We start from the raw sequence: 19,583 nt of genomic DNA, 5'->3' as shown, positions 1-19,583 counted from the left end.
GTGGGGGGATGGGCGGGGTTACAGTGGGGGCGGTGTGGGTTACAGGGTGCGGGCTACTCTTAGGATCTTTCGGCGTAGCCGGACATGCCTGCGGCCGTCGGGGTACAGGAGTAAACGGTCGAGTTCCCAGTGTCCATATTCAGCATGCTCGGTGAGGACCCGCCGGGCTGTTTCTCGCGTGGTCCCGCGCGGGAGATACAGGTCCAAATAGGAGTACTCGAGCACTGCGATTAGTCTCCGAAGGGTATGCAAGGGGACGCTGGCACTGTCTGGGCTCTATTCTGCGTCCTCGTGGGTATCGGGTCCAGGTAGGTGGAACACCGGCAAGTGGCCGGGTAGTCCGACGGGGTGAGGAATCCGGCGACGGGTTACCTTCATGCCTGTGCGGGATCGCCGCCGATCGGCGTGGCCCGCGAACGGGCCGGGGCGATCCGGCACGGGAACGACAGCGAACAGCGAGGTAGGAAGCAGCGTGCCAGCCAACAACGGCAACGCCGGCGGAACCCGCCTGGTGATCGTGGAGTCGCCTGCCAAGGCGAAGACCATCGCCGGGTACCTCGGGCGCGGCTACATCGTGGAATCCAGCATCGGTCACATCCGTGACTTGCCGGAACGGGCCGATGACATCCCCGAGAAGTACAAAGGCGAGTCGTGGGCCCGCCTCGGGGTCAACGTGGACCACGAGTTCGAGCCGCTCTATGTCGTGAACGCGGACAAGAAGTCCCAGGTCTCCAAGCTCAAGCAACTCCTGAAGGACGCCGACGAGCTCTACCTGGCCACGGACGAGGACCGCGAGGGCGAGGCCATCGCGTGGCACCTCAGGGAGGTCCTGAAGCCCAAGGTGCCGGTGCACCGCATGGTGTTCCACGAGATCACCCCGCAGGCGATCCGGGACGCGGTCTCCAACCCGCGCGCCCTGAACCTCCGCCTGGTGGACGCCCAGGAGACGCGCCGCATCCTCGACCGCCTCTACGGCTACGAGGTCAGCCCGGTCCTGTGGAAGAAGGTCAAGCCGCGCCTGTCGGCCGGCCGTGTGCAGTCGGTGGCGACCCGGCTGGTGGTGGAGCGCGAGCGTGAGCGCATCGCGTTCACCTCGGCCGGCTACTGGGACCTGGCGGCCCTGTTCGACGTGGGCCGCGACGAGGACCCGCGCAGCTTCAACGCCACCCTGACCGGCGTGGACGGCAAGAGGGTCGCCCAGGGCAGGGACTTCGCCACGACGGGCACGCTCAAGACCGCCGACGTCCTCCACCTGGACGAGCAGGCCGCCCGTGCCCTGGCGGGGCGCCTGGAGGGCGCCTCGTACGCCGTGACGTCGGTGGAGAGCAAGCCCTACACCCGCCGCCCGTACGCCCCGTTCCGTACGACCACGCTGCAGCAGGAGGCCAGCCGCAAGCTCGGTTTCTCCGCCAAGTACACGATGCAGGTGGCGCAGAAGCTGTACGAGAACGGTTACATCACGTACATGCGTACCGACAGCACCACCCTGTCGGAGACCGCCCTGGCCGCGGCCAGGAGCCAGGCCGTGCGGCTCTACGGCGCCGAGTACGTCCCGGACAAGCCCCGGGTGTACGCGAGCAAGGTGAAGAACGCCCAGGAGGCTCACGAGGCCATCAGGCCCTCGGGAGACGAGTTCCGCACGCCGGGCGAGACCGGCCTGTCCGGCGACATGGTGCGGCTGTACGAGTTGATCTGGCAGCGCACGGTGGCCTCCCAGATGAAGGACGCCCTCGGCGAGTCGGTGAGCGTGCGCATCGGTGGCACGTCCAGCACCGGTGAGCGGGTCGAGTTCGGTGCCTCCGGCCGCACGATCACCTTCTACGGCTTCCTCAAGGCCTATGTCGAGGCCACCGACGACCCGTCGACCGATCGGGACGATTCGGTGAGCCGTCTGCCGAACCTCGCCGAGCGCGACCCGCTGACGGCGCTGGAGCTGGCCGCCGAGGGTCACTCCACCAGGCCGCCGTCGAGGTTCACCGAGGCGTCGCTGGTCAAGGAGCTGGAGGACCGCGAGATCGGCCGCCCGTCGACGTACGCGTCGATCATCGGCACGATCCTCGACCGCGGGTACGTCTTCAAGAAGGGCACCGCGCTGGTGCCGTCCTTCCTGGCGTTCGCCGTGGTCAACCTTCTGGAGCGCCACTTCGGCAACCTGGTCGACTACGACTTCACCGCCGACATGGAGAAGGTGCTCGACGACATCGCCAACGCCCGCGCCGACCGGGTGCCCGAGCTGCGCCGTTTCTACTACGGCGAGCAGGGCGACGGCCTGAAGGAGCTGGTCAGCGACCTCGGCGACATCGACGCCCGTGAGATCAGCTCGTTCGCGATCAAGGGCACGGACATCGTCATCCGGGTGGGCCGCTACGGGCCGTACCTCGACCGTGACGGTGCCCGGGTCAACGTCCCGGAGGACCTCGCGCCCGACGAGCTGACCGCGGAGAGGGCCGAGGAGCTGTTCAGCCAGCCGAGCGGCGAGCGTGAGCTCGGCACCGACCCTGTGAGCGGCCACCTGATCGTGGCCAAGTCCGGGCGTTTCGGGCCGTACGTCACCGAGGTGCTGCCCGAGGACGACCCCCCGGCCGACGCGAAGAAGCGCGCCAAGAAGGACGCGAAGCCGCGGACCAGCTCGTTGTTCAAGACGATGACGCTGGACACCGTCACGCTGGACGACGCCCTCAAGCTGCTGTCGCTGCCCCGTGCGCTCGGCGAGCTCGACGGCGCGGAGGTCACGGCGCAGAACGGCAGGTTCGGGCCGTACATCAAGAAGGGCACCGATTCGCGGTCCCTGGCGTCGGAGGACCAGCTCTTCACGGTCACCATCGAGCAGGCCAAGGAGCTGTTCGCCCAGCCCAAGCAGCGCGGACGGGGCCGGGCGGCCGCCGCGCCGCCGCTGCGCGAGCTGGGGAACGACCCGGTCTCCGGCCAGCCCGTGGTGGTGAAGGAGGGCCGATTCGGGCCGTATGTCACCGATGGGGAGTCCAACGCGTCGCTCCGCAAGGAGGACTCGGTGGAGCAGATCACCATCGAGCGGGCGGCCGAGTTGCTGGCGGAACGCCGTGCGCGCGGGCCCGCCGCCAAGCGGCCCCGGGCCAAGGCGGGCACCAAGACCGGTGCCAAGGCGGGCGCCAAGTAACGCCGGGTGAAGAAAGGCGCGGCCCCCGGGGCCGCGCCATTCCGGAACCAACGAAATGGCCATTACCGGTACGACCGGTAATGGCCATTTCCAACGCCTGAGGGTGGGGCCCAAAAGGGTCAGGCGAACAGCGTCCGCCCCCAATAGTCCCCCGCGTCCCGGAGTCCCGGCGGGCAGGCGAACAACCCGCTGGAGACGTGCTTGATGTACTCGTTGAGCTGGTCCTTGCGCGCCAGTTCCCGCTGGATCGGCACGAAGTGCGTGCGCGGGTCGCGCTGGTAGGCGATGAAGAACAGCCCCGCGTCCAGCCGTCCGAGCCCGTCGGAGCCGTCCACGAAGTTGTAGCCCCGCCGCAGCAGCCGCGCCCCGTTGTGGGTCGTCGGGTGGGCGAGCTTGATGTGCGCCTCCACGGCGATCACCGGCTCGCCGTCCGGGCCCTTGGCGGCGAAGTCGGGCTCGTCGAACTCGGCCTTCTTGCCGAGCGGAGCGCCCACGCCCTTGTCCCGCCCGAAGATCAGCTCCTGCTCGGCGAGCGAGGTCCGGTCCCAGGTCTCGATGTTCATCCGGATCTTGCGGGTGACCACGTAGCTGCCGCCCGCCATCCAGTCCGGGCCGTCGCCGGGCGCCACCCACACGTGGTCCCGGAGCATCGCGGCGTCCTCCAGCTTGACGTTGGCGGTGCCGTCCTTGAACCCCATGAGGTTGCGGGGGGTCGCCTGGGCGCGGGAGGTGGACGACGTGCGGCCGAAGCCGAGCTGCGACCAGCGCGCCGACACCTTGCCGAAGCCGATCCTGGCGAGGTTGCGCACGGCGTGCACGGCGACCTGGGGGTCGTGCGCGCAGGCCTGGACGCAGATGTCGCCGCCGGAGATCTCCGGCCGCAGGGTGTCCCCGGGGAAGTGCGGCAGGTCGGCCAGCGCGGCGGGCTTCTTGGCGGCCAGCCCGAACCGGTCGTCGAACAGCGAGGGCCCGAAGCCGACGGTGAGCGTCAGCCCGGACGCCGGCAGCCCGAGCGCCTCGCCGGTGTCGTCCGGCGGGGCCTCGGGGTGGCCGCCGACGGCGCCGAACGTCCCGGAGTCCTTGCCCTGGGTCATCCGGGCCGCCGCCGCCGTCCACTCCTGGAGCATGTCGACCAGCTCGGCGCGGTCCTTGGTGATCACGTCGAAGCTGATGAAGTGGAGGCGGTCCTGGGCGGGCGTGACGATGCCCGCCTGGTGCTCGCCGTAGAAGCGCACGGGGTCGGACGTCGACGCCGCCGCGGCGGGCGGCGGGCCCTCCAGCACCGAGCGGGTAGCGAGGACGCCCGCGCCGGCCGCGGCCACACCGGCCGCGCCCAGCCCGAACAGCTTGCGCCGGTTGATCTCCGTCATCGCGCGCTCACCTCCAGGTTCACTGGGCCACCACGGCGGCCACCTTGCTGATGGGTTCGGCGAGCGCGTTGATGGCGTCGGACAGTTCCTTCAGGTCGGCCTTGGTCAGCTCGGTGTGCAGCTTCCAGCCGTCGCCCTTCTGGTGCTTGCCGAGGATCGTCTCGGCCGCGGCGAACTTCTCGTCCAGCGTCTTGGCCAGGGCCGGGTCCCGCTCCTCCAGCACCGGCCGCAGCGCGGCGACCGCGGCCTGGGAGCCCTCCATGTTGGCGGCGAAGTCCCACAGGTCGGTGTGTGAGTAGCGGTCCTCCTCGCCGGTGATCTTGCCGGTGGCGACCTCGTCCAGCAGTTCCTTGGCGCCGGTGGCGAGCTTGAGGGGCTGGATCGCCTCGCTGTTGGCCAGCTCGACGATCTTCTTGACGTCGGTCATCAGCTTGTCGGCGAGCGGGCCGTCCTTGCTGATGTCCTTCTCCACCCACAGATCCTTCTCGATCTTGTGGAAGCCGGTCCACTCGCCGCCGGGCTCGATGCCGTCCTCGCGGGCGTCGATGGCGGGGTCGAGGTCGCCGAAGGTCTCGGCCACCGGCTCGATGCGCTCCCAGTAGGTGCGCGCCACCGGGAAGAGCTCCTTGGCCTTGTCGATGTCGCCCGCCTTGACCGCGTCCACGAACTCCTGGGTCTTGACCAGCAGGGCGTCGGTCTGGCTCTTGACGTAGCGGCTGTAGTCCTTGGCGGCCTGGGCGAGCTTGGCGTCGTCGGAGAGCTTCACCGCGGTGCCGGTGACCTTCAGCGGGCCGCGGATGCCCTTACCGATCATGCCCGGCTTGCACGCCGTCTCGTACGTCCCCGCGGGCAGTTCGATGATCACCTCGCGGGTGAGGCCGGGCACGATGTTCTCGACCTCGCCCATCACCCGGTCGCCCGCGGCGTACACGTAGAACTCGGTGACCTTCGTGCCGCTGTTGGTCACGGTGAACGTCGAGGTGCCGGCCGGCAGGGCCGTGGTGCCGACGTCGCAGGCGGTGTCGTTGGCGGCGACGGTGATCTTGTCGGGCTTTCCCCCGGCCTGGGCGGTCGTGCCGCCCTCGCCGCCCGGCGACGAGCAAGCGGTCAGCCCGGCCAGTGCCAGGGCGCCTGCGGTGAGTGCAAGGGGCGTACGCATGGTTCTCCAGTTCGCGGTTGCATGGGTGGCCGCGCCTGGTCACGGCGGGCCGGTGGTACGGGGTCGGGGGGTCAGGACGAGGCGGCCGGCGCCGCCGTCTTGGCGGGCGCCTCCGTCCGCTTGCGGGCCGGGAGGAGGAAGAGCGTCAGCACCGGCACCAGATAGGCGACCCAGGCGATCATTTCCAGGATCGTCGGCTGGGCGGTGAAGTTGAACATGCCGCTGAGCAGCGTCGAGTACCACGCGTCCGGAGGCAGGACGCCGCTCAGGTCGAACGCCTGCGAGGTGAGCACGGTGACCACGCCGGCCTCGAACAGATCGTGCACGCCGTACTTGAAGATGCCCGCCGCGACCAGGATCAGCAGCAGGCCGGTCCAGGTGAAGAACTTGGCGAGGTTGATGCGCACCGCGCTGGCGTACAGGGCCCAGCCGAGCACCACGGAGCTGGCGAGGCCGAGCAGGATGCCGGTCAGCGGGGCGGCGCTCGTGGTCGCGCCCTGGGCGGCGGCGAAGAACAGCAGGGCGGTCTCCAGGCCCTCGCGGGCGACGGCGAGGAAGGCCATCACGACCACGGCGACGGAGCCGAGCTTGATCGCGTCGCTCAGCTTGGCCTTCAGTTCCCCGGACAGGCGGCGGGCCGCCGAGCGCATCCAGAAGATCATGAAGGTGACGAAGACGGTGGCGGCGAGGGAGGCGACCGCGTCGAACAGCTCGTGCTGGCGGGAGTCGAGCTGGGCCGCGGTGAAGGTGAGCAGGGCGCCGAAGCCGACCGAGAGGAGGACGGCCGCCGCGACGCCGGCCCAGACGAGGGGGAGCCGGTCCCGGCGGTCGCTCTTGACCAGGAACGCGACGAGGATGGACACGACGAGGGTCGCCTCCAGGCCCTCTCGCAGCCCGATGAGATAACTGGCGAACACCCGGTCCCCCTAAGTCTTTCTTAGCCTTACCTAAATTAGGGCAGGTTAACCTTAGCGCGGCAAGGGTTCCAGCTGCACTGGGGTGTCTTGATCGGCGCCGGGATCGGTTCGGGATGCCCGGCGAATCATCACCAGTCATGACTTTTCGGTGCATAGTCCCTGCATCTGCGGGCGCCTTGGTAATACGCTCAGAGGTAGAACAGGCGGACGAATCCGACCTGCGCTGACTCTCCCCCAGCCCGGCGAGCACCTGGATACGCTGACATCATGACCACGTCCGGCCGATCCGCTCCGCGGCGCAAGACTCCCCACGTGCTGGCGAACGCCCCGTTCCGCCGGCTCTGGACGGCCATGACGGTCTGCAGCCTGGGCGACTGGCTCAACATCATCGCGATCACCGCGTTCGCGGCGTACCTCACCGAGGGCTCCGGCTACCAGGCCCAGAGCCTCGCCATCGGCGGTGTCTTCGTCGTCAAGATGCTCCCGGCGATCGTGCTCGGGCCGCTCGCGGGCGCGTTCGCCGACCGGTTCGACCGCCGCCTGACCATGTTCGTCAGCGACCTGCTGCGGTTCGCGCTGGTGTTGTCGATCCCGCTGGTCGGCAGCTACCAATACATCATCATCGCGACGTTCCTCGTCGAATGCGTGAACCTCTTCTGGGTGCCCGCCAAGGACGCCACCGTGCCGAACCTCGTGCCCAAGGAACGGCTCGAGGAGGCCAACCAGCTCAACCTTCTGGTGACCTACGGCACCGCGCCCGTCGCCGCGGCGCTGTTCGCCGTCCTGTCGCTGATCGTCGAGATCACCGGGCAGGCCGTGCCCACCCTGACGTGGGAGCCCGCCCAGCTCGCGCTGATCGTCAACGCCGTGGCGTACCTCGTGTCCGCCTTCCTGATCTTCACGCTGAAGAGCATCCCCAAGGGGCACACCGAGCGGGTGTCCGCGCCCTCGGTCCTGCGCCAGATCATCGACGGCTGGCGGTACGTCGGCGCCAACCGCATGGTCCGCGGCCTCGTCATCGGCATGCTGGGCGCGTTCGCGGCGGGCGGCGCCGTCATCGGCGTGGCCAAGGTGTACGTCGTCTCGCTCGGCGGCGGCGACGCGGCGTACGGCACGGTGTTCGCCGCGGTCTTCGTCGGCATGGGACTCGGCATCTTCTTCGGGCCCCGGCTGCTCAGCGAGCTGTCCCGGCGCCGCCTGTTCGGGCTGGCGATCATCATGGCGGGCCTGGTGCTGGCCGGCACCGCGCTCATCCACAACCTCGTCATCCTGGTGATGCTGGTGGTGGTGCTCGGGGCCTGCGCGGGCATCGCGTGGATCATCGGCTACACCCTCATCGGGCTCGAGGTCGAGGACGCCATGCGCGGGCGCACCTTCTCCTTCCTACAGTCCCTGGCCCGGGTCACGCTGCTGCTGGTCGTCGCGATCGCCCCGGCCCTCGCGGGCCTGTTCGGCGAGCACCCGTTCTCGCTCGGGGCCGGCATCGTCTACCAGTTCGACGGGCCGAACCTCGTCATGCTGATCGGCGCGCTGCTGGCGGTGATCGTCGGCGTGCTCGCGCTGCGGCACATGGACGACCGGCGGCACGTCCCGCTGCGGTCCGACCTGCTGGCCGCGCTGCGCGGCGAGCGGTACGTGCCCGAGAGCGCCGAGCTGCCGCACGGGCTGTTCATCGCCTTCGAGGGCGGGGAGGGCTCGGGCAAGACCACCCAGTCGCGGCTGCTCGCCATCTGGCTGCGCGACCAGGGGTTCGACGTCGTGCAGACCCGCGAGCCCGGGTCCACCAAGGTCGGCATGCGGCTGCGCGCCATCCTGCTGGACTCCGCGCACCAGGGGCTGTCCGCCCGCGCCGAGACGCTGCTGTACGCGGCGGACCGGGCCGAGCACGTCGAGAAGGTCATCAGGCCCGCGCTGTACCGCGGGGCCATGGTGGTCTCCGACCGGTACGTGGACTCCTCGCTGGCCTACCAGGGCGCGGGGCGCGAGCTGGAGCCGCAGGACGTCGCCAAGGTGAACTCCTGGGCCACCGGCGCGCTGGTGCCCGACCTGACCGTGCTGATCGACGTGCCGCCGTCGGTGGGACTGTCCCGGTTCGCGTCGCCGGCCGACCGCATCGAGTCCGAGCCGGTGGAGTTCCACGAGCGGGTGCGCCGCGAGTTCCGCGCCCTGGCCGCCGCCGACCCCGACCGCTACCTCGTGGTGGACGGCCTGCAGAGCCAGCACGACGTGGCGGTTGTGATCCAGGACCGGGTGCGCGACATCCTGCCCGACCCGGTCCCCCAGGAGACCGAGGCGATCACCGGTCACATTCCCATCGTGCGGGACTGAGCGGTTGTCCACAGGGCGGTCCGCGGCCTGACCGCCGGGGACTAACCTGGCCTGCGTGACAGTCTTCGACGACCTCGTGGGGCAGGATCGCGCGGTGGCCGTGCTCCAGCGGGCCGCCGCCGCGGGCGCCGAGGCGCTGGCCGGGGGGCGGGGCGCGGGCATGACCCACGCCTGGTTGTTCACCGGCCCCCCGGGGGCGGGCCGCACCGCCGCCGCCCAGGCGTTCGCCGCCGCGCTGCTGTGCCCGTCCGGCGGGTGCGGCCACTGCGAGCTGTGCCATCAGGTCGCCGTCGGTTCCCACCCGGACGTCGAGACCGTCCGGCCGCAGGGGCTGTCGTACGGCGTGAAGGAGACCCGCGAGCTGGTGCTGCGGGCGGCCGGGGCCCCCACGCTCGGGCGGTGGCGCGTCATCCTGTTCGAGGACGCCCAGCGGGCCACGGAGGCCGCGGCCAACGCGCTGCTCAAGGCCATCGAGGAGCCGCCGCCGCGCACCGTCTGGCTGCTCTGCGCGCCGTCCCCCGACGACATGATGATCACCATCAGGTCCCGCTGCCGGGTCGTCACCCTGCGCACCCCCTCCACCGAGGCCGTCGCCCACGTGCTCGCCACCCGGGAGAACGTCTCCGCCGAGCTCGCCGCCTTCGCCGCCCTGGCCGCCCAGGGCAACGTCGTCCGGGCCCGCCGCCTGGCCCTGGACGACGAGGTGCGGCGGCGGCGCGAGGCCGTACTGTCCCTGCCGCGCTCCCTCACCGGCCTCGGCCCCTGCGTCGACGCGGCCGAGCGGCTGGTCAAGACCTCCGCCGAGGACGCCGAGGAGGCCACCACCCGGCTGAACGAGTCCGAGACCACCGAGCTGCGCAAGATCTACGGCGAGGGTTCCACCGGCAAGGGCCTCAACAAGGGCCTGGTGCGCGGCGGCGCCGGCGCGATCAAGGACCTCGAGGACCGCCAGAAGTCCCGGGCCACCCGCGTCAAGCGGGACTCCCTCGACTCCGCCCTGCTCGACCTCGCCTCCTTCTACCGCGACGTGCTGGCCGTCCAGTTCGGCGCCGGCGTCGAGCTCTCCACCGCGGACCGCCGCCCCGACCTCGACGCCCTCGCCCGCGCGTCCACTCCCGAGGACACCCTGCGGCGCATCGACGCGATCATGCTGTGCCGCGAGCGCCTGGCCGCCAACGTCAACCCCCAGATGGCGCTGGAGGCCATGACCATCAGCCTGTGGAATCCCCGTCTCTGAGCATGCCGACCGATCTCCTCCAGCGGGTGCGGCGGGCGTCACGGGACGGCCTGCGGTCCTTCCTCGCCGCAGCCGGTACCTTCGGCACGCTCGTCCTGCTGTCGCCGTGGGCCGGGGAGCCGCTCGGTGTCTACGTGCTCGGTGTGGTGGTGGCGTTCTCACTGGACCGGGTCGGCAAGGGGCAGGAGCGGGCCGTCCTGCTGGTCGCGCTGCCGGTCGTGACGGCCGGGGTGGCGGCCGTCGGCGGGTTGATGCGGGCCGAGCCGCCGCTCGGCAGCGCGCTGTTCGTCGGCCTGGTGTTCCTGTCCGTCCACCTGCGGCGGTACGGCCCGCGGGCCTCGGCGGCCGGCAGGCTCATGACCTTGCCGCTGCTCGCCATGTTCGTGTCCCCCGTCCCGGTCGGCGACTCCGCCCGCGGCACGCTCGTCTGGTCCGTGGTGGCGTGCCTGGTGGCCGTCGCCTGGCACTGGGGGGTATCCGCGCTGGTGCGCGGGGAGCGGGCCGCCGCGGTCCCGCCCCCGCCTCCCGCGTCCGGCTCTTCGCACACCAAGCTGGCGCTCCAGGCCGCCATCGCCCTCGGGCTGGCCTTCACCGCCGGGCACCTGCTCTTCCCCGCGCACTGGTCGTGGACGGTGGTCACCGCGCTGGTCGTCACCATCGGCGCGCGGTCGCGCGGCCACGTGCTGCACAAGGGCGTGCAGCGGTTCGGCGGGGCGCTGGTCGGCGCGGTCTCGGCCACGCTGATCGCCGGGCCGCTGCACGACCACCCGGTCGCGTCGGCCGTGGTGATCTTCGCGTACCTGCTGGCCGGGCTGGTGCTCCGGCAGATCGACTACGCGTACTGGTCCTTCGCCGTCACCAGCATGCTGGCCGTGCTGTACGGCCTGCTGGGCCAGGCCGGCCCCGAGTTCCTCGCCGAACGCCTGGTGGAGATCCTCCTGGGCACCGCCTGCGGTATCGTGCCCGCGTTCCTCGTCCTGCCCATCCGCACCGAGGCCGTCGTCCGCCGCAACCTCGCGCACACGCTGCACGCCCTCGGCGACCTGCTGCGCGAACCCGGCGCCGAACACGAGCAGGTGCTCCACCAGCGCGCCGAGGGCCTGCGCACGGCCGCCGAGCCGCTGCTGGCCCGGCACCGCCTGTCCCGGCTGCTCGCGCGGCGAACCGGCCGGATCTTCACGCGGCGGCCTGGGCTGGACGCGTCCCCCCGCCGTGCGCGAGGCGAGCTGGCCGAGGGGGTGCGCGGACTGCTCGCCGGAATGGAGCGGCTCGACGCGGGTGCCACGCCGGCCCCGGCGCGGGCCGCGTTGCGCCGCAACATCGGGACCGTACGGCTGACCCTCGCCCGCCGCCCCGCCCCTGATCTCGTCCCCGTCCAGGCAGGGCAGGACCCCGCCCTCACCGACCTCGACGCCGCGCTGCGCGCCGTGCACGCGGGCCTCCCCGCCGTCCCGGAGACGCCCGGATAGCGGCGGTACGGCTTTTGTGGGCCGTTGCCGTGTCTACGCGTAGGGTGGGCGGCAACGCATCGGCATGAGCCGCATCGGCAGGAAGCGGAGGCGTTCGCGTGGGCATGATGATGGCCGTGAGCTTCACCCGTTATGGGCGGCTCTATTACCTCGATCCGGGCGGCCACAGCCCAAAGGTCGGTGACAAGGTTTTGGTCCCCACCGACGCCGGCCCCGAGGTCGCCGAATGCGTCTGGGCGCCACAGTGGGTCAGCGAGGACATCGACGGCCTACCCGTCTGCGCCGGCCTAGCCGCCGACGAGCAACTGGAGCGGGACGAGACCAACCGCCGCCGCCGCGCCGAGGCCCGCAGCGTGTCCAAGCGCCTGATCCGGCGGCACGAGCTTCCGATGAAGGTCGTCGGCGTCGACTACCTCGACGCCGACAACGTCTACACCGTCTACTTCTCCGCCCCCCACCGCGTCGACTTCCGCGCCCTGGTCCGCGACCTGGCCCGGAACCTGCGCGCCCGGGTGGAACTCCGGCAGATCGGCCCGCGCGACGAGGCACGCCTCCAGGGCGGCATCGGCCCCTGCGGCCGCGACCTGTGCTGCGCGACCTTCCTGAAGGACTTCGAGCCGGTCTCCGTCCGCATGGCCAAAGACCAGGACCTCCCCGTCAACCCCCTGCGCATCGCCGGCGCCTGCGGCCGCCTGATGTGCTGCCTGAAGTACGAACACCCCCTGTACCAAGAGTTCCGCGCCTCCGCCCCCCGCGTCGGCGTAGCCGTCGACACCCCCGAGGGCCGAGGCACGATCGTCGGCCACAACGTCCCGTCCGACTCGGTCGTCGTCCGCCTGGAGGACGGCGGCCGCCGCTGCGCCTGCTCCCGGGCCGACGTCTGCGCGCCACGCAAGCAGCATGACCAAAGGTATGGGGGCCAGACGGCCGTCGAGGAGTGAAAGCGCACGTGGGAGGGGTACTACCTAATAGCCGTGGCGTTGATCTGAGCCGCGGGGTACACCAAATCGGGGGATAAGGTGGTCGGCGCATGACGCGCTGTAGAGGTGTGGGACGGCCGGGTCGTGCGGCCGTCCTGGTGGTGGCGGCACTGTTGGTCGCGGCGTGTTCGGCGCAAGGCGACGCGGACCCGTCGGACGACTCGTCCCCCGCCGATCCTCCCGCGGCCACCCGGAGCGACGCCACCAAAGCCCCCTCGGCCGCTCTCGCGCCGTTCTACACCCAGAAGATCAACTGGACGTCCTGCCGCGAGGGCTTCCAGTGCGGCAAGCTCGACGTGCCCCTCGACTACGCCAACCCCGGCGGCGAACGCATCCAGATCGGCGTGATCCGGCTCCCCGCGACGGGCGAGCGCATCGGCTCCATCGTCCTCAACCCCGGCGGCCCCGGCGGCTCCGGCATCGAGTACGCCCGCGCCGCCAAGTCCGTCCTCACCCCCGGCATCCTCTCCCGCTTCGACGCCGTCGGCTTCGACCCGCGTGGTGTCGGCCAGTCCGCGCCCGTCCACTGCCTCTCCGGCCCCCAGCTCGACCAGTTCATCGGCCTGGACGGCACCCCCGACACCCCCGCCGAGGTCGACGCCCTCGCCGCCGGCGCCAAGGAGTTCGCCCAAGGCTGCCAGGCCAAATCCGCCAAACTGCTCCCGCACGTGAGCACCGCCGACGCCGCCCGCGACATGGACGTCCTGCGCGCCGCCCTGGGCGACACCGGCCTCACCTACCTGGGCAAGTCGTACGGAACGTACCTGGGCGCCGTCTACGCCGACCTGTTCCCGAAGAACGTCCGCGCCCTCGTCCTGGACGGCGCCGTGGACCCGGCGCTACCCACCGTCCCCGACGTCAACGCCGCCCAGGCCCGCGGCTTCCAGGTCGCCCTACGCTCGTTCCTGGCCAACTGCTTCACCCAGACCTCCTGCCCCTTCCCGTCCAAGAACGCCGACGAAGCCCAGTCCCGCATAGCCGACCTGCTGAAGAAGGCCGACCAGACCCCCCTCCGCAACAGCACCGGCGACACCCGCAAGATCGACGAGTCCTGGACCACCCTGGGCATAGTCACAGCCCTGTACGACAAACGCTCCTGGCCCGTCCTCCGCGTAGCCCTCTCCCAGGCCTTCCAAGGAGACGGCACCACCCTCCTCCGTCTCGCCGACATCCTGGTGGACCGCCACCAAGACGGCACCTACAGCAACCAGACCGAAGCCAACATGGCCATCAACTGCGTAGACCACCCCTACCCCAAGACCACCTCCGTCTACGAACAAGCCGCCCAGGCCGCCCAAAAGGAATCCCCCCTCTTCGGCGCCTACGTAATGTGGGGCTCCCTCCCCTGCGAGTACTGGCCCGTCCCCCCCACCGGCACCGACAAGCCCCTGAAGGCGCTCGGCGCCCCACCCATCCTCGTAGTAGGCACCCAACGAGACCCCGCCACCCCCTACCAATGGGCCCAAGCCCTAGCCGGCCAACTCTCCTCAGGCGTCCTCCTCAGCTACGACGGCGACGGCCACACGGCTTACCGCACCAACTCCTCCTGCATCGACAAGGCAGTAGACACCTACTTGATCACCCAAACCCCCCCAAAACCCAACACCCTCTGCCCCAAAGTCACCTAACCCAAGATCCCCAGTCCCCCCACCCGTAGGAAACCTGTAGACTTCCACACGCTGCAGTCCCACCGCAGCCCGCCGCCTTAGCTCAGTCGGCCAGAGCGACGCACTCGTAATGCGTAGGTCAAGGGTTCGATTCCCTTAGGCGGCTCCACGTCGGAAGGCCCCTTGCGATGATCGCAAGGGGCTTTTGCTAACACGCTTGCTAACTGCCTAAGCGGGGGGCGGCCAGCTTGGGCTCTGCAACTGCAGTGCTCTGAAGGTCTCGTCCACCCATGTGCGTTCCCAGCGGTTGTCCGTGATCTTGGCAAGGGCCTCGAAGGAGGCTAGCGGCTTGGCCGCCGGAGCCAGGTCTTTCGATAGAAGATCAGCGACGTGCCCTGAGAGTGCTTTGAATGCGAGATAGGGCGCAGAACCCGAGCTATCCCACCAAATCTCGACCAACTGATGTGTCGTCGGATGACGGATGCGTGAGCGCAGGCTCCTCTCGGCCGTGATCGACTTGCGCAGGGACTGGAAGCCTTGCCGGAAGCATCCCAAGAGGGTGCAGTCACGATCGGACAGAGTACGTTCGGCGGTGATCCGCACGAGTAGCGACTCCAGTTCGCCCTCAGCTCTAGCCGCCAGTTCGAGAACTTCCCGCCTGAAGTCTTCTCCGCTGGGCTGCTCAGACCGGCCACCATCCCATAGCTTCCAGGTAGCGGTGAAATTGCCGTAGGCGGCATAAAAAGCGCCGAGAGCTTGTAAGTCCAGCTCTCGACGCTTCTTACGCTCATCCCACTTGGCGGTCAGCCGGTTGCCGACGACCCAGCCGACAGTCAAAGTCAATAGGGCAACTACCAGGCTGGGAATCGCCTTGATGCTCTCCGCCCATAACTGCTGGCCCAATGCGCGTCCCATCTCATCGCTGTGCGGATAGCTGAAGGCCAAACATGTATCATGATCCTTCACCCTCGCCCAAGGCTTTCGTGAAGACACATCTGCCACAGTCGTTTCCGCCGAGCGGATTACGTGAGCGTAGACACGTAGCGTGATCGCTGGGTCGGCGTGGCCTAGCCGGGCCGCCACCACATGGACGGAGACGCCGGCCAGGAGAAGCGTGGTCGCGTGGATATGGCGGAGATCACCTCAGCCCCGGCCCACCGGAAACCAGGGCTGAGCGGACCCGATCGACCAACTCGCCCGCAGAGTTCGATCAAGTCGAGCGATTGGCCGGGCGAAGATGCGAGAAGCGTTGGAGCAGGCTGATGTGATCCGGCTGTCCCGAAGTTCAGCCCGGGTGAGTTGGACCGGGGCCGGGGCTGGACAGGGCGACCCGCCAAGCTATGCGGGTGGCGGAAGAGGGACACCGGGCTCCTTGCTGAGCAAGGTCCCATGTGCTCCGAAGCCGGCCGAGGAGTAGAAGCGGACGGCTTCCTTGTTCGGCGCGAAGATTCCGGCATAGAGAATCGAGACACCGCGCTCTGCGGCAGCTTGCTCCGCCGCCACCACCAAGGCAGATCCCACACCTTTGCCGCGATGCCCGGCTAGGACGACAGTGTGGATCTCGGCCGCGCGGCGAGGATGGATGATTTGGTGGTCCAGGGGATCTGCAAGCAAGACCACCTCCACCATGCCCACCACCTCGCCTGCCACCTCAGCGATCAAAATCATCACCTTAGGCTCAGCCGAAAGCACCTCCTCGAAGTGCCTGCGTACGGCCTCGCTGTCGGGCACGCGGTAGATGACCGGATCGAGTTGGACATGCCTTTCTGCGTTCGTGAGACGCAGGTGGACGAGGGAGAGTACGTCTCCACGGTCGGCAGCCCTGATGATTATCGACACGAGTAGAGCCTCCCAACGTGCCCGCACAACCGCAAAGCTTGCTGACCCCAGAGCCGTGTCCGCTGCCTCGTCGCGCGATCAGCGGGCGAACACCAAGCGCGCGGACCAGTTTGCGGTAGTTGTCGTGGTCGTAGCCCCGGTCGCCCAGCACCACATCCGGTCGCCGGCGGGGCCGGCCGCGCTTGCCGCGTACCGGTGGGATGGCCTGCAGCAGCGGGACGAGCTGGGTGACGTCGTTGCGGTTGCCGCCGGTCACGATGGCCGCCAGTGGGAGGCCGGTGGCGTCGGTGATCAGGTGGTGCTTGCTGCCCAGCCGTCCCCGGTCGACCGGGCTTGCTCCCAGGCGATCCCGGTATGCAGAACGAACAGGACGCCCTGCAAGACCGGCCGGTCATCGAGGCGTTTTCGCCCCGGATGCCGGATCCTGCGCTGCTTGTCCGGCAGCAACGGCTGGATGACCGCCCATAACTCGTCACTGACCTTCCACGGCTTCAGCCGCGCCACCCGCCACCCCTCTCGCCGCCGCTACAGCGAGAGATCAAACCACAACAAAGATCATTCTGTTAGGAGCTCTTAGACGGCGGACTTGCGTCGCCCGCAAGCCCCATGAGGGCGATCACGGGCGACGCTGGCGGCCAATGCTAGTTGAAGTTCAGATGGGCGCTGTTGACCTTGGAACGGCACTCCCCGCCGCCGAAGTCTCCGGTGAAGCCCCTCGGGATGTCGTAGTAGCCATTTTCCTTGTCGGCTTGGTTGTTGCAGTCGGCGTAGACCCAGAGCCGCAGCCCGATTTGCGCGTTCTCGCACCTGCCGGTGAAAGCAGTGTTCCACCATTGGGCGTAACACCTGTAATTGACTATGCTCTTCCCCGCTGCATTGGCCGCCATCGGCGTCAAGCTCACGACCGTCACCGCCACCGCGAGAACCGCAGCGGTTTTCTTTAAAGAGGTGACCACCTTCATGATCTGATTCCCTTCGTTTCACAGAAAATGTGCTGAAGTGGGCTGCCCGCGTACCCCGTTTCGACCTCTCCCCATACGGCCGATGTCGCGGGTGGCTGGAGTCTCAATCATCTCCGGGTCGACTAACGGAGGCGACACATTTTACGCACAATGCAAATGTCCTCGTCACCGCATGTTCGGGCGCTTCGCTGCACCTTTTTGTCCACCCCGGAACTGGCTTATTGTGGTTTCCGGGCAAGCCGAATTATCGTTTCATGAATGTATTTCACTCTGCGGGGACATCCGGGCCGAGAGCTGTAATGGTCCTGTGGCACCTGCTGATTATTGGTGTCCCGGTCAGGCCTTGCTCAAGGAGGGCAATAGAGTCGATTTCAAGCCTTCATCGTTGCAATCATCGTGTTCTAGTTCCCGGTAATGGTTGTTGTCGAGATGTGACCTCGTAGATGCAGGGTTCTGCGCCAGACGGCGAGGCCGCCAGCGAGTTGGCCGCCGCCCGAGGTGATGGTGCTTGGCGTGCTCCGCGTGCTGGTCGAGCGCGCCGACCGGCTCGGCCTGTCCGACGATGCGTCCCTCAAGGCCAGGGTGACCATGCGCGGCCGGGTTCGCTCGATGCTGATCGAGGAGTCCGCCCCAGGCGCCGGCCTGGGGGAACGGTCGTGACTTGCACTGGCTTCGACGTCCGAAGCAACACCCCGTGCGCCTGGGGCCAGGCCAAGACCATCCCGGCCGGATGCGACCGCGGGCACCGCGGCGACCACCATCTGTGCCTGTGCCACACCGCGGACCTGTCCGCTGGTCGCATGTGGTGCGGCACACCGCCTTGACGGTTACTACTCGCTCACTCACATACGCCACGAGAGCATCACGCCGACGGCCCTCACCCCGACGACGGGGCCGACGCCGAAACCGAGGCTGAGGTGCGGCGGGCCATCACCGCACAGAACCCGTTGATGATCACCTGCATCGCGGCGGTCGGCGATGACCCCTGCGCACCGCGCCGGGCCACTTCGTCACCGTCCGCACCGACACCGGTGACGCGCTCGGCGCGGTCGGCAGCAAGTACTCATCTCCACGAAACCCGGCGCGGTTCAGTTTCGAAATGAGTCGTAGTGCACGGCTGCCTCTCACCTACCGTGCACTACAAGGTGTTTGGCGGCGTCGGGTGGGGTTGGCGGCACGAGCGCGCCGTCCCGTGTCGGGTGGGAAGGCTGCGGCGGCCCGGTCCTCCGCGGCGACTGATCGTTTCGCTATTGCTTGTCGCGCGTGGCGGACCGTTTGGCGATTTCGGTCTTGATCGTCTCGCGCAGCTCGTCTGACGTGAAGCCGAGGTTGCGCAGGATCTGCGCGGCGGGGCTCTCCTCGGTGCGGATCAGGCCCAGCAGTGTGTGTTCCGTGCCGACCCAGTCGTGGCCGAGGTCGTCCGCCGCCCGCCCTGCCTGCTCGACGGCTACCTTGCTCTCCGGCCGGAACGCGATGTGACCCCGCGGCGCCTTCTCCCCGGCCGGCGGCATCGCTTCCTCGATCGCGTCGCGGATGCGTTGCTCCGATTCGGTTTTCGCGATCAGCACTTCGTATGCCAGGCCCTGCGGTTCGCCGAGCAGGCCGAGCAGGATGTGTTCGGTGCCGATGAAGTCATGCTTGTGCGATCGGGCGGCCTCCTGCGCCAGCACGATGCTGTGCCGGTTCAGGTTGGTGTACCGCTCGAAAGGGGGTGCGTGGCGTTGCTGGGCGGCCTGCTTGGACACCCCGATGGCGTCGCCGATCTCGGTCCACGATGCGCCGGTTTGCCTGGCCTTGCTGACGTAGTGATCGATGAGCTGGTCACCGAGGTGGGACAGGGTCTGGGCGCGCAGCCGCGCCTCCCTGATGCGGGACAGTTCGTTGGCGTCGGGGAGTTCCCCGTCGAGACGGGCGATCAGGTCGGCAAGGCTGATGTCGAGTGGACTCATGCGTCAACCTTAAGTTGACGATTGAGGCTCGTCAACTTTCAATTGACGCTCGTTGCAGATCTGCTCCCTCAGTCTCGTGCGACGGCCCCGTGCGGCTTGAGCCCGATCGCGACCCACTAGATCGCTCCGGAATTGCGTTGTGGAGCTTGGCAGTTGAGGGTCGAGCCGACACGATTTTTCGTGTGTCTGCCGACCTGGTGTCTGATGACCTGTGGAAACGTGTGGCGACGTTACTGCCCGTCCGCCGAGGCGGTATCGGTATCCTGGCCGACTGCCTGCGGATGACCGTGCTGCGCTGCGGGGCATCGTTTACGTGCTGTGCAAGGGCGTGAGCCGGCGGGACGGTCCGGCAGAACAGGTCGGATGCGGCGGCGTTCCAGTAGCGAGGGGAAGAACGACCCGGCGCGCAGCTTGGGGATCTGCAGGTCCAGATCCCCGGCGGCGCTGGACAGCAGCCGGTCGCGGTGTCCGTTGTGGTGCGGTGCGCTGCGGGGTGTGCTGGTAGGGCTCGGCGCCGATCACGGTTGTCGCCTCGGCCTCGATGAGGTCCTGCGGCGTGCGCTGCAGCACCCGGCGGATCATCTCCATGCTGTCGGCAGCGCGTAGTGACTCCAGCAGGCCGGTGCCCCG

General features: G+C 68.8%; 15 protein-coding genes, 1 tRNA gene and 3 pseudogenes. 8 read left to right on the top strand and 11 right to left on the bottom strand.

Features of this window, described 5'->3' with window-relative positions; translation table 11 throughout:
- Window positions 1-39 precede the first annotated feature (39 nt).
- Window positions 40-225, bottom strand: coding sequence for a DUF5703 family protein (locus ACFP1K_RS20450; RefSeq protein ID WP_380755630.1), 186 nt, complete (start codon window positions 223-225; stop codon window positions 40-42).
- 247 nt (window positions 226-472) lie between these two features.
- On the opposite strand from ACFP1K_RS20450, the gene topA reads away from it, so the two are divergent.
- A complete protein-coding gene (gene topA / locus ACFP1K_RS20445) occupies window positions 473-3,136 on the top strand; it encodes a type I DNA topoisomerase (RefSeq protein ID WP_380755628.1) in 2,664 nt (887 codons plus the stop codon).
- A gap of 119 nt (window positions 3,137-3,255) precedes the next feature.
- Here the strand turns inward: topA and efeB are convergent, their stop codons facing one another.
- The 3 genes from efeB to efeU form a co-directional block, all read right to left on the bottom strand.
- Window positions 3,256-4,506: an iron uptake transporter deferrochelatase/peroxidase subunit gene (gene efeB, locus ACFP1K_RS20440; RefSeq protein ID WP_380755626.1), complete on the bottom strand. Its 1,251-nt coding sequence runs from the start codon at window positions 4,504-4,506 to the stop codon at window positions 3,256-3,258.
- Window positions 4,507-4,525: 19 nt separating this feature from the next.
- On the bottom strand, window positions 4,526-5,665 hold the full coding sequence (gene efeO / locus ACFP1K_RS20435; protein WP_380755624.1) for an iron uptake system protein EfeO: 1,140 nt from the start codon (window positions 5,663-5,665) through the stop codon (window positions 4,526-4,528).
- Between the two features lie 71 nt (window positions 5,666-5,736).
- Window positions 5,737-6,582 (bottom strand): iron uptake transporter permease EfeU, encoded by an 846-nt coding sequence (gene efeU / locus ACFP1K_RS20430; protein WP_380755621.1) that lies wholly within the window; start codon window positions 6,580-6,582, stop codon window positions 5,737-5,739.
- A 267-nt stretch (window positions 6,583-6,849) separates the two neighbouring features.
- Between efeU and tmk the strand changes: the two genes are divergently transcribed.
- The 6 genes from tmk to ACFP1K_RS20400 all read left to right on the top strand — a co-directional run bounded on the left by tmk (window position 6,850) and on the right by ACFP1K_RS20400 (window position 14,372).
- Window positions 6,850-8,910, top strand: a complete 2,061-nt coding sequence (tmk, locus tag ACFP1K_RS20425) for a dTMP kinase (RefSeq protein WP_380755616.1) — start codon at window positions 6,850-6,852, stop codon at window positions 8,908-8,910.
- Window positions 8,911-8,965: 55 nt separating this feature from the next.
- Window positions 8,966-10,147: a DNA polymerase III subunit delta' gene (locus tag ACFP1K_RS20420; RefSeq protein ID WP_380755612.1), complete on the top strand. Its 1,182-nt coding sequence runs from the start codon at window positions 8,966-8,968 to the stop codon at window positions 10,145-10,147.
- Entirely contained in the window at window positions 10,129-11,616 is a 1,488-nt protein-coding gene (locus tag ACFP1K_RS20415; RefSeq protein WP_380755610.1) for an FUSC family protein, read from the top strand. Before ACFP1K_RS20420 ends, ACFP1K_RS20415 begins: the two co-directional genes overlap by 19 nt.
- Before the next feature lie 104 nt (window positions 11,617-11,720).
- A complete protein-coding gene (locus ACFP1K_RS20410; protein ID WP_380755637.1) occupies window positions 11,721-12,557 on the top strand; it encodes a PSP1 domain-containing protein in 837 nt (278 codons plus the stop codon).
- Between the two features lie 89 nt (window positions 12,558-12,646).
- Complete coding sequence (locus tag ACFP1K_RS20405; RefSeq protein ID WP_380755608.1) at window positions 12,647-14,224, top strand: alpha/beta hydrolase; 1,578 nt, start codon at window positions 12,647-12,649, stop codon at window positions 14,222-14,224.
- A gap of 71 nt (window positions 14,225-14,295) precedes the next feature.
- Window positions 14,296-14,372 (top strand) — tRNA-Thr (locus ACFP1K_RS20400).
- A 59-nt stretch (window positions 14,373-14,431) separates the two neighbouring features.
- Here ACFP1K_RS20400 and ACFP1K_RS20395 read toward each other — a convergent pair.
- The 5 genes and pseudogenes from ACFP1K_RS20395 to ACFP1K_RS20375 form a co-directional block, all read right to left on the bottom strand.
- Window positions 14,432-15,148 carry a hypothetical protein gene (locus ACFP1K_RS20395; protein WP_380755606.1) on the bottom strand — a complete coding sequence of 239 codons (717 nt, stop codon included), beginning with the start codon at window positions 15,146-15,148 and terminating at the stop codon, window positions 14,432-14,434.
- Between the two features lie 90 nt (window positions 15,149-15,238).
- A pseudogene (locus ACFP1K_RS20390) lies at window positions 15,239-15,331 on the bottom strand (tyrosine-type recombinase/integrase); the annotation flags it as partial.
- Window positions 15,332-15,541: 210 nt separating this feature from the next.
- Window positions 15,542-16,042: a GNAT family N-acetyltransferase gene (locus tag ACFP1K_RS20385; RefSeq protein ID WP_380755604.1), complete on the bottom strand. Its 501-nt coding sequence runs from the start codon at window positions 16,040-16,042 to the stop codon at window positions 15,542-15,544.
- A gap of 37 nt (window positions 16,043-16,079) precedes the next feature.
- Window positions 16,080-16,537: pseudogene (locus tag ACFP1K_RS20380) on the bottom strand (transposase); the annotation flags it as partial.
- Between the two features lie 146 nt (window positions 16,538-16,683).
- The gene (locus ACFP1K_RS20375; RefSeq protein WP_380755602.1) at window positions 16,684-17,004 is read right to left on the bottom strand and encodes a hypothetical protein; all 321 of its coding nucleotides are present in this window, start codon (window positions 17,002-17,004) and stop codon (window positions 16,684-16,686) included.
- Between the two features lie 513 nt (window positions 17,005-17,517).
- Between ACFP1K_RS20375 and ACFP1K_RS20370 the strand changes: the two genes are divergently transcribed.
- The gene (locus ACFP1K_RS20370; RefSeq protein ID WP_380755600.1) at window positions 17,518-17,664 is read left to right on the top strand and encodes a hypothetical protein; all 147 of its coding nucleotides are present in this window, start codon (window positions 17,518-17,520) and stop codon (window positions 17,662-17,664) included.
- A 587-nt stretch (window positions 17,665-18,251) separates the two neighbouring features.
- On the opposite strand, the gene ACFP1K_RS20365 is transcribed toward ACFP1K_RS20370, so the two are convergent.
- Together ACFP1K_RS20365 and ACFP1K_RS41390 are read right to left on the bottom strand one after the other, a co-directional pair.
- Window positions 18,252-18,953 (bottom strand): Clp protease N-terminal domain-containing protein, encoded by a 702-nt coding sequence (locus tag ACFP1K_RS20365; protein WP_380755598.1) that lies wholly within the window; start codon window positions 18,951-18,953, stop codon window positions 18,252-18,254.
- A gap of 365 nt (window positions 18,954-19,318) precedes the next feature.
- A pseudogene (locus tag ACFP1K_RS41390) lies at window positions 19,319-19,541 on the bottom strand (transposase); the annotation flags it as partial.
- Window positions 19,542-19,583: the final 42 nt, after the last annotated feature.

It is taken from the genome of Sphaerisporangium aureirubrum, from assembly GCF_042658925.1.
GTDB lineage: Bacteria > Actinomycetota > Actinomycetes > Streptosporangiales > Streptosporangiaceae > Sphaerisporangium > Sphaerisporangium aureirubrum.
Note: the sequence above shows the minus strand (reverse complement) of the source record. Positions and strands in the feature narration are given on the sequence as shown.

Coding starts and splice junctions, on each gene's coding strand:
- efeB (WP_380755626.1), bottom strand. CDS start 4,506: ATGACGGAGATCAACCGGCGCAAGCTGTTCGGGCTGGGCGCGGCCGGT.
- efeO (WP_380755624.1), bottom strand. CDS start 5,665: ATGCGTACGCCCCTTGCACTCACCGCAGGCGCCCTGGCACTGGCCGGG.
- tmk (WP_380755616.1), top strand. CDS start 6,850: ATGACCACGTCCGGCCGATCCGCTCCGCGGCGCAAGACTCCCCACGTG.
- ACFP1K_RS20410 (WP_380755637.1), top strand. CDS start 11,721: ATGATGATGGCCGTGAGCTTCACCCGTTATGGGCGGCTCTATTACCTC.
- ACFP1K_RS20405 (WP_380755608.1), top strand. CDS start 12,647: ATGACGCGCTGTAGAGGTGTGGGACGGCCGGGTCGTGCGGCCGTCCTG.
- ACFP1K_RS20375 (WP_380755602.1), bottom strand. CDS start 17,004: ATGAAGGTGGTCACCTCTTTAAAGAAAACCGCTGCGGTTCTCGCGGTG.
- ACFP1K_RS20365 (WP_380755598.1), bottom strand. CDS start 18,953: ATGAGTCCACTCGACATCAGCCTTGCCGACCTGATCGCCCGTCTCGAC.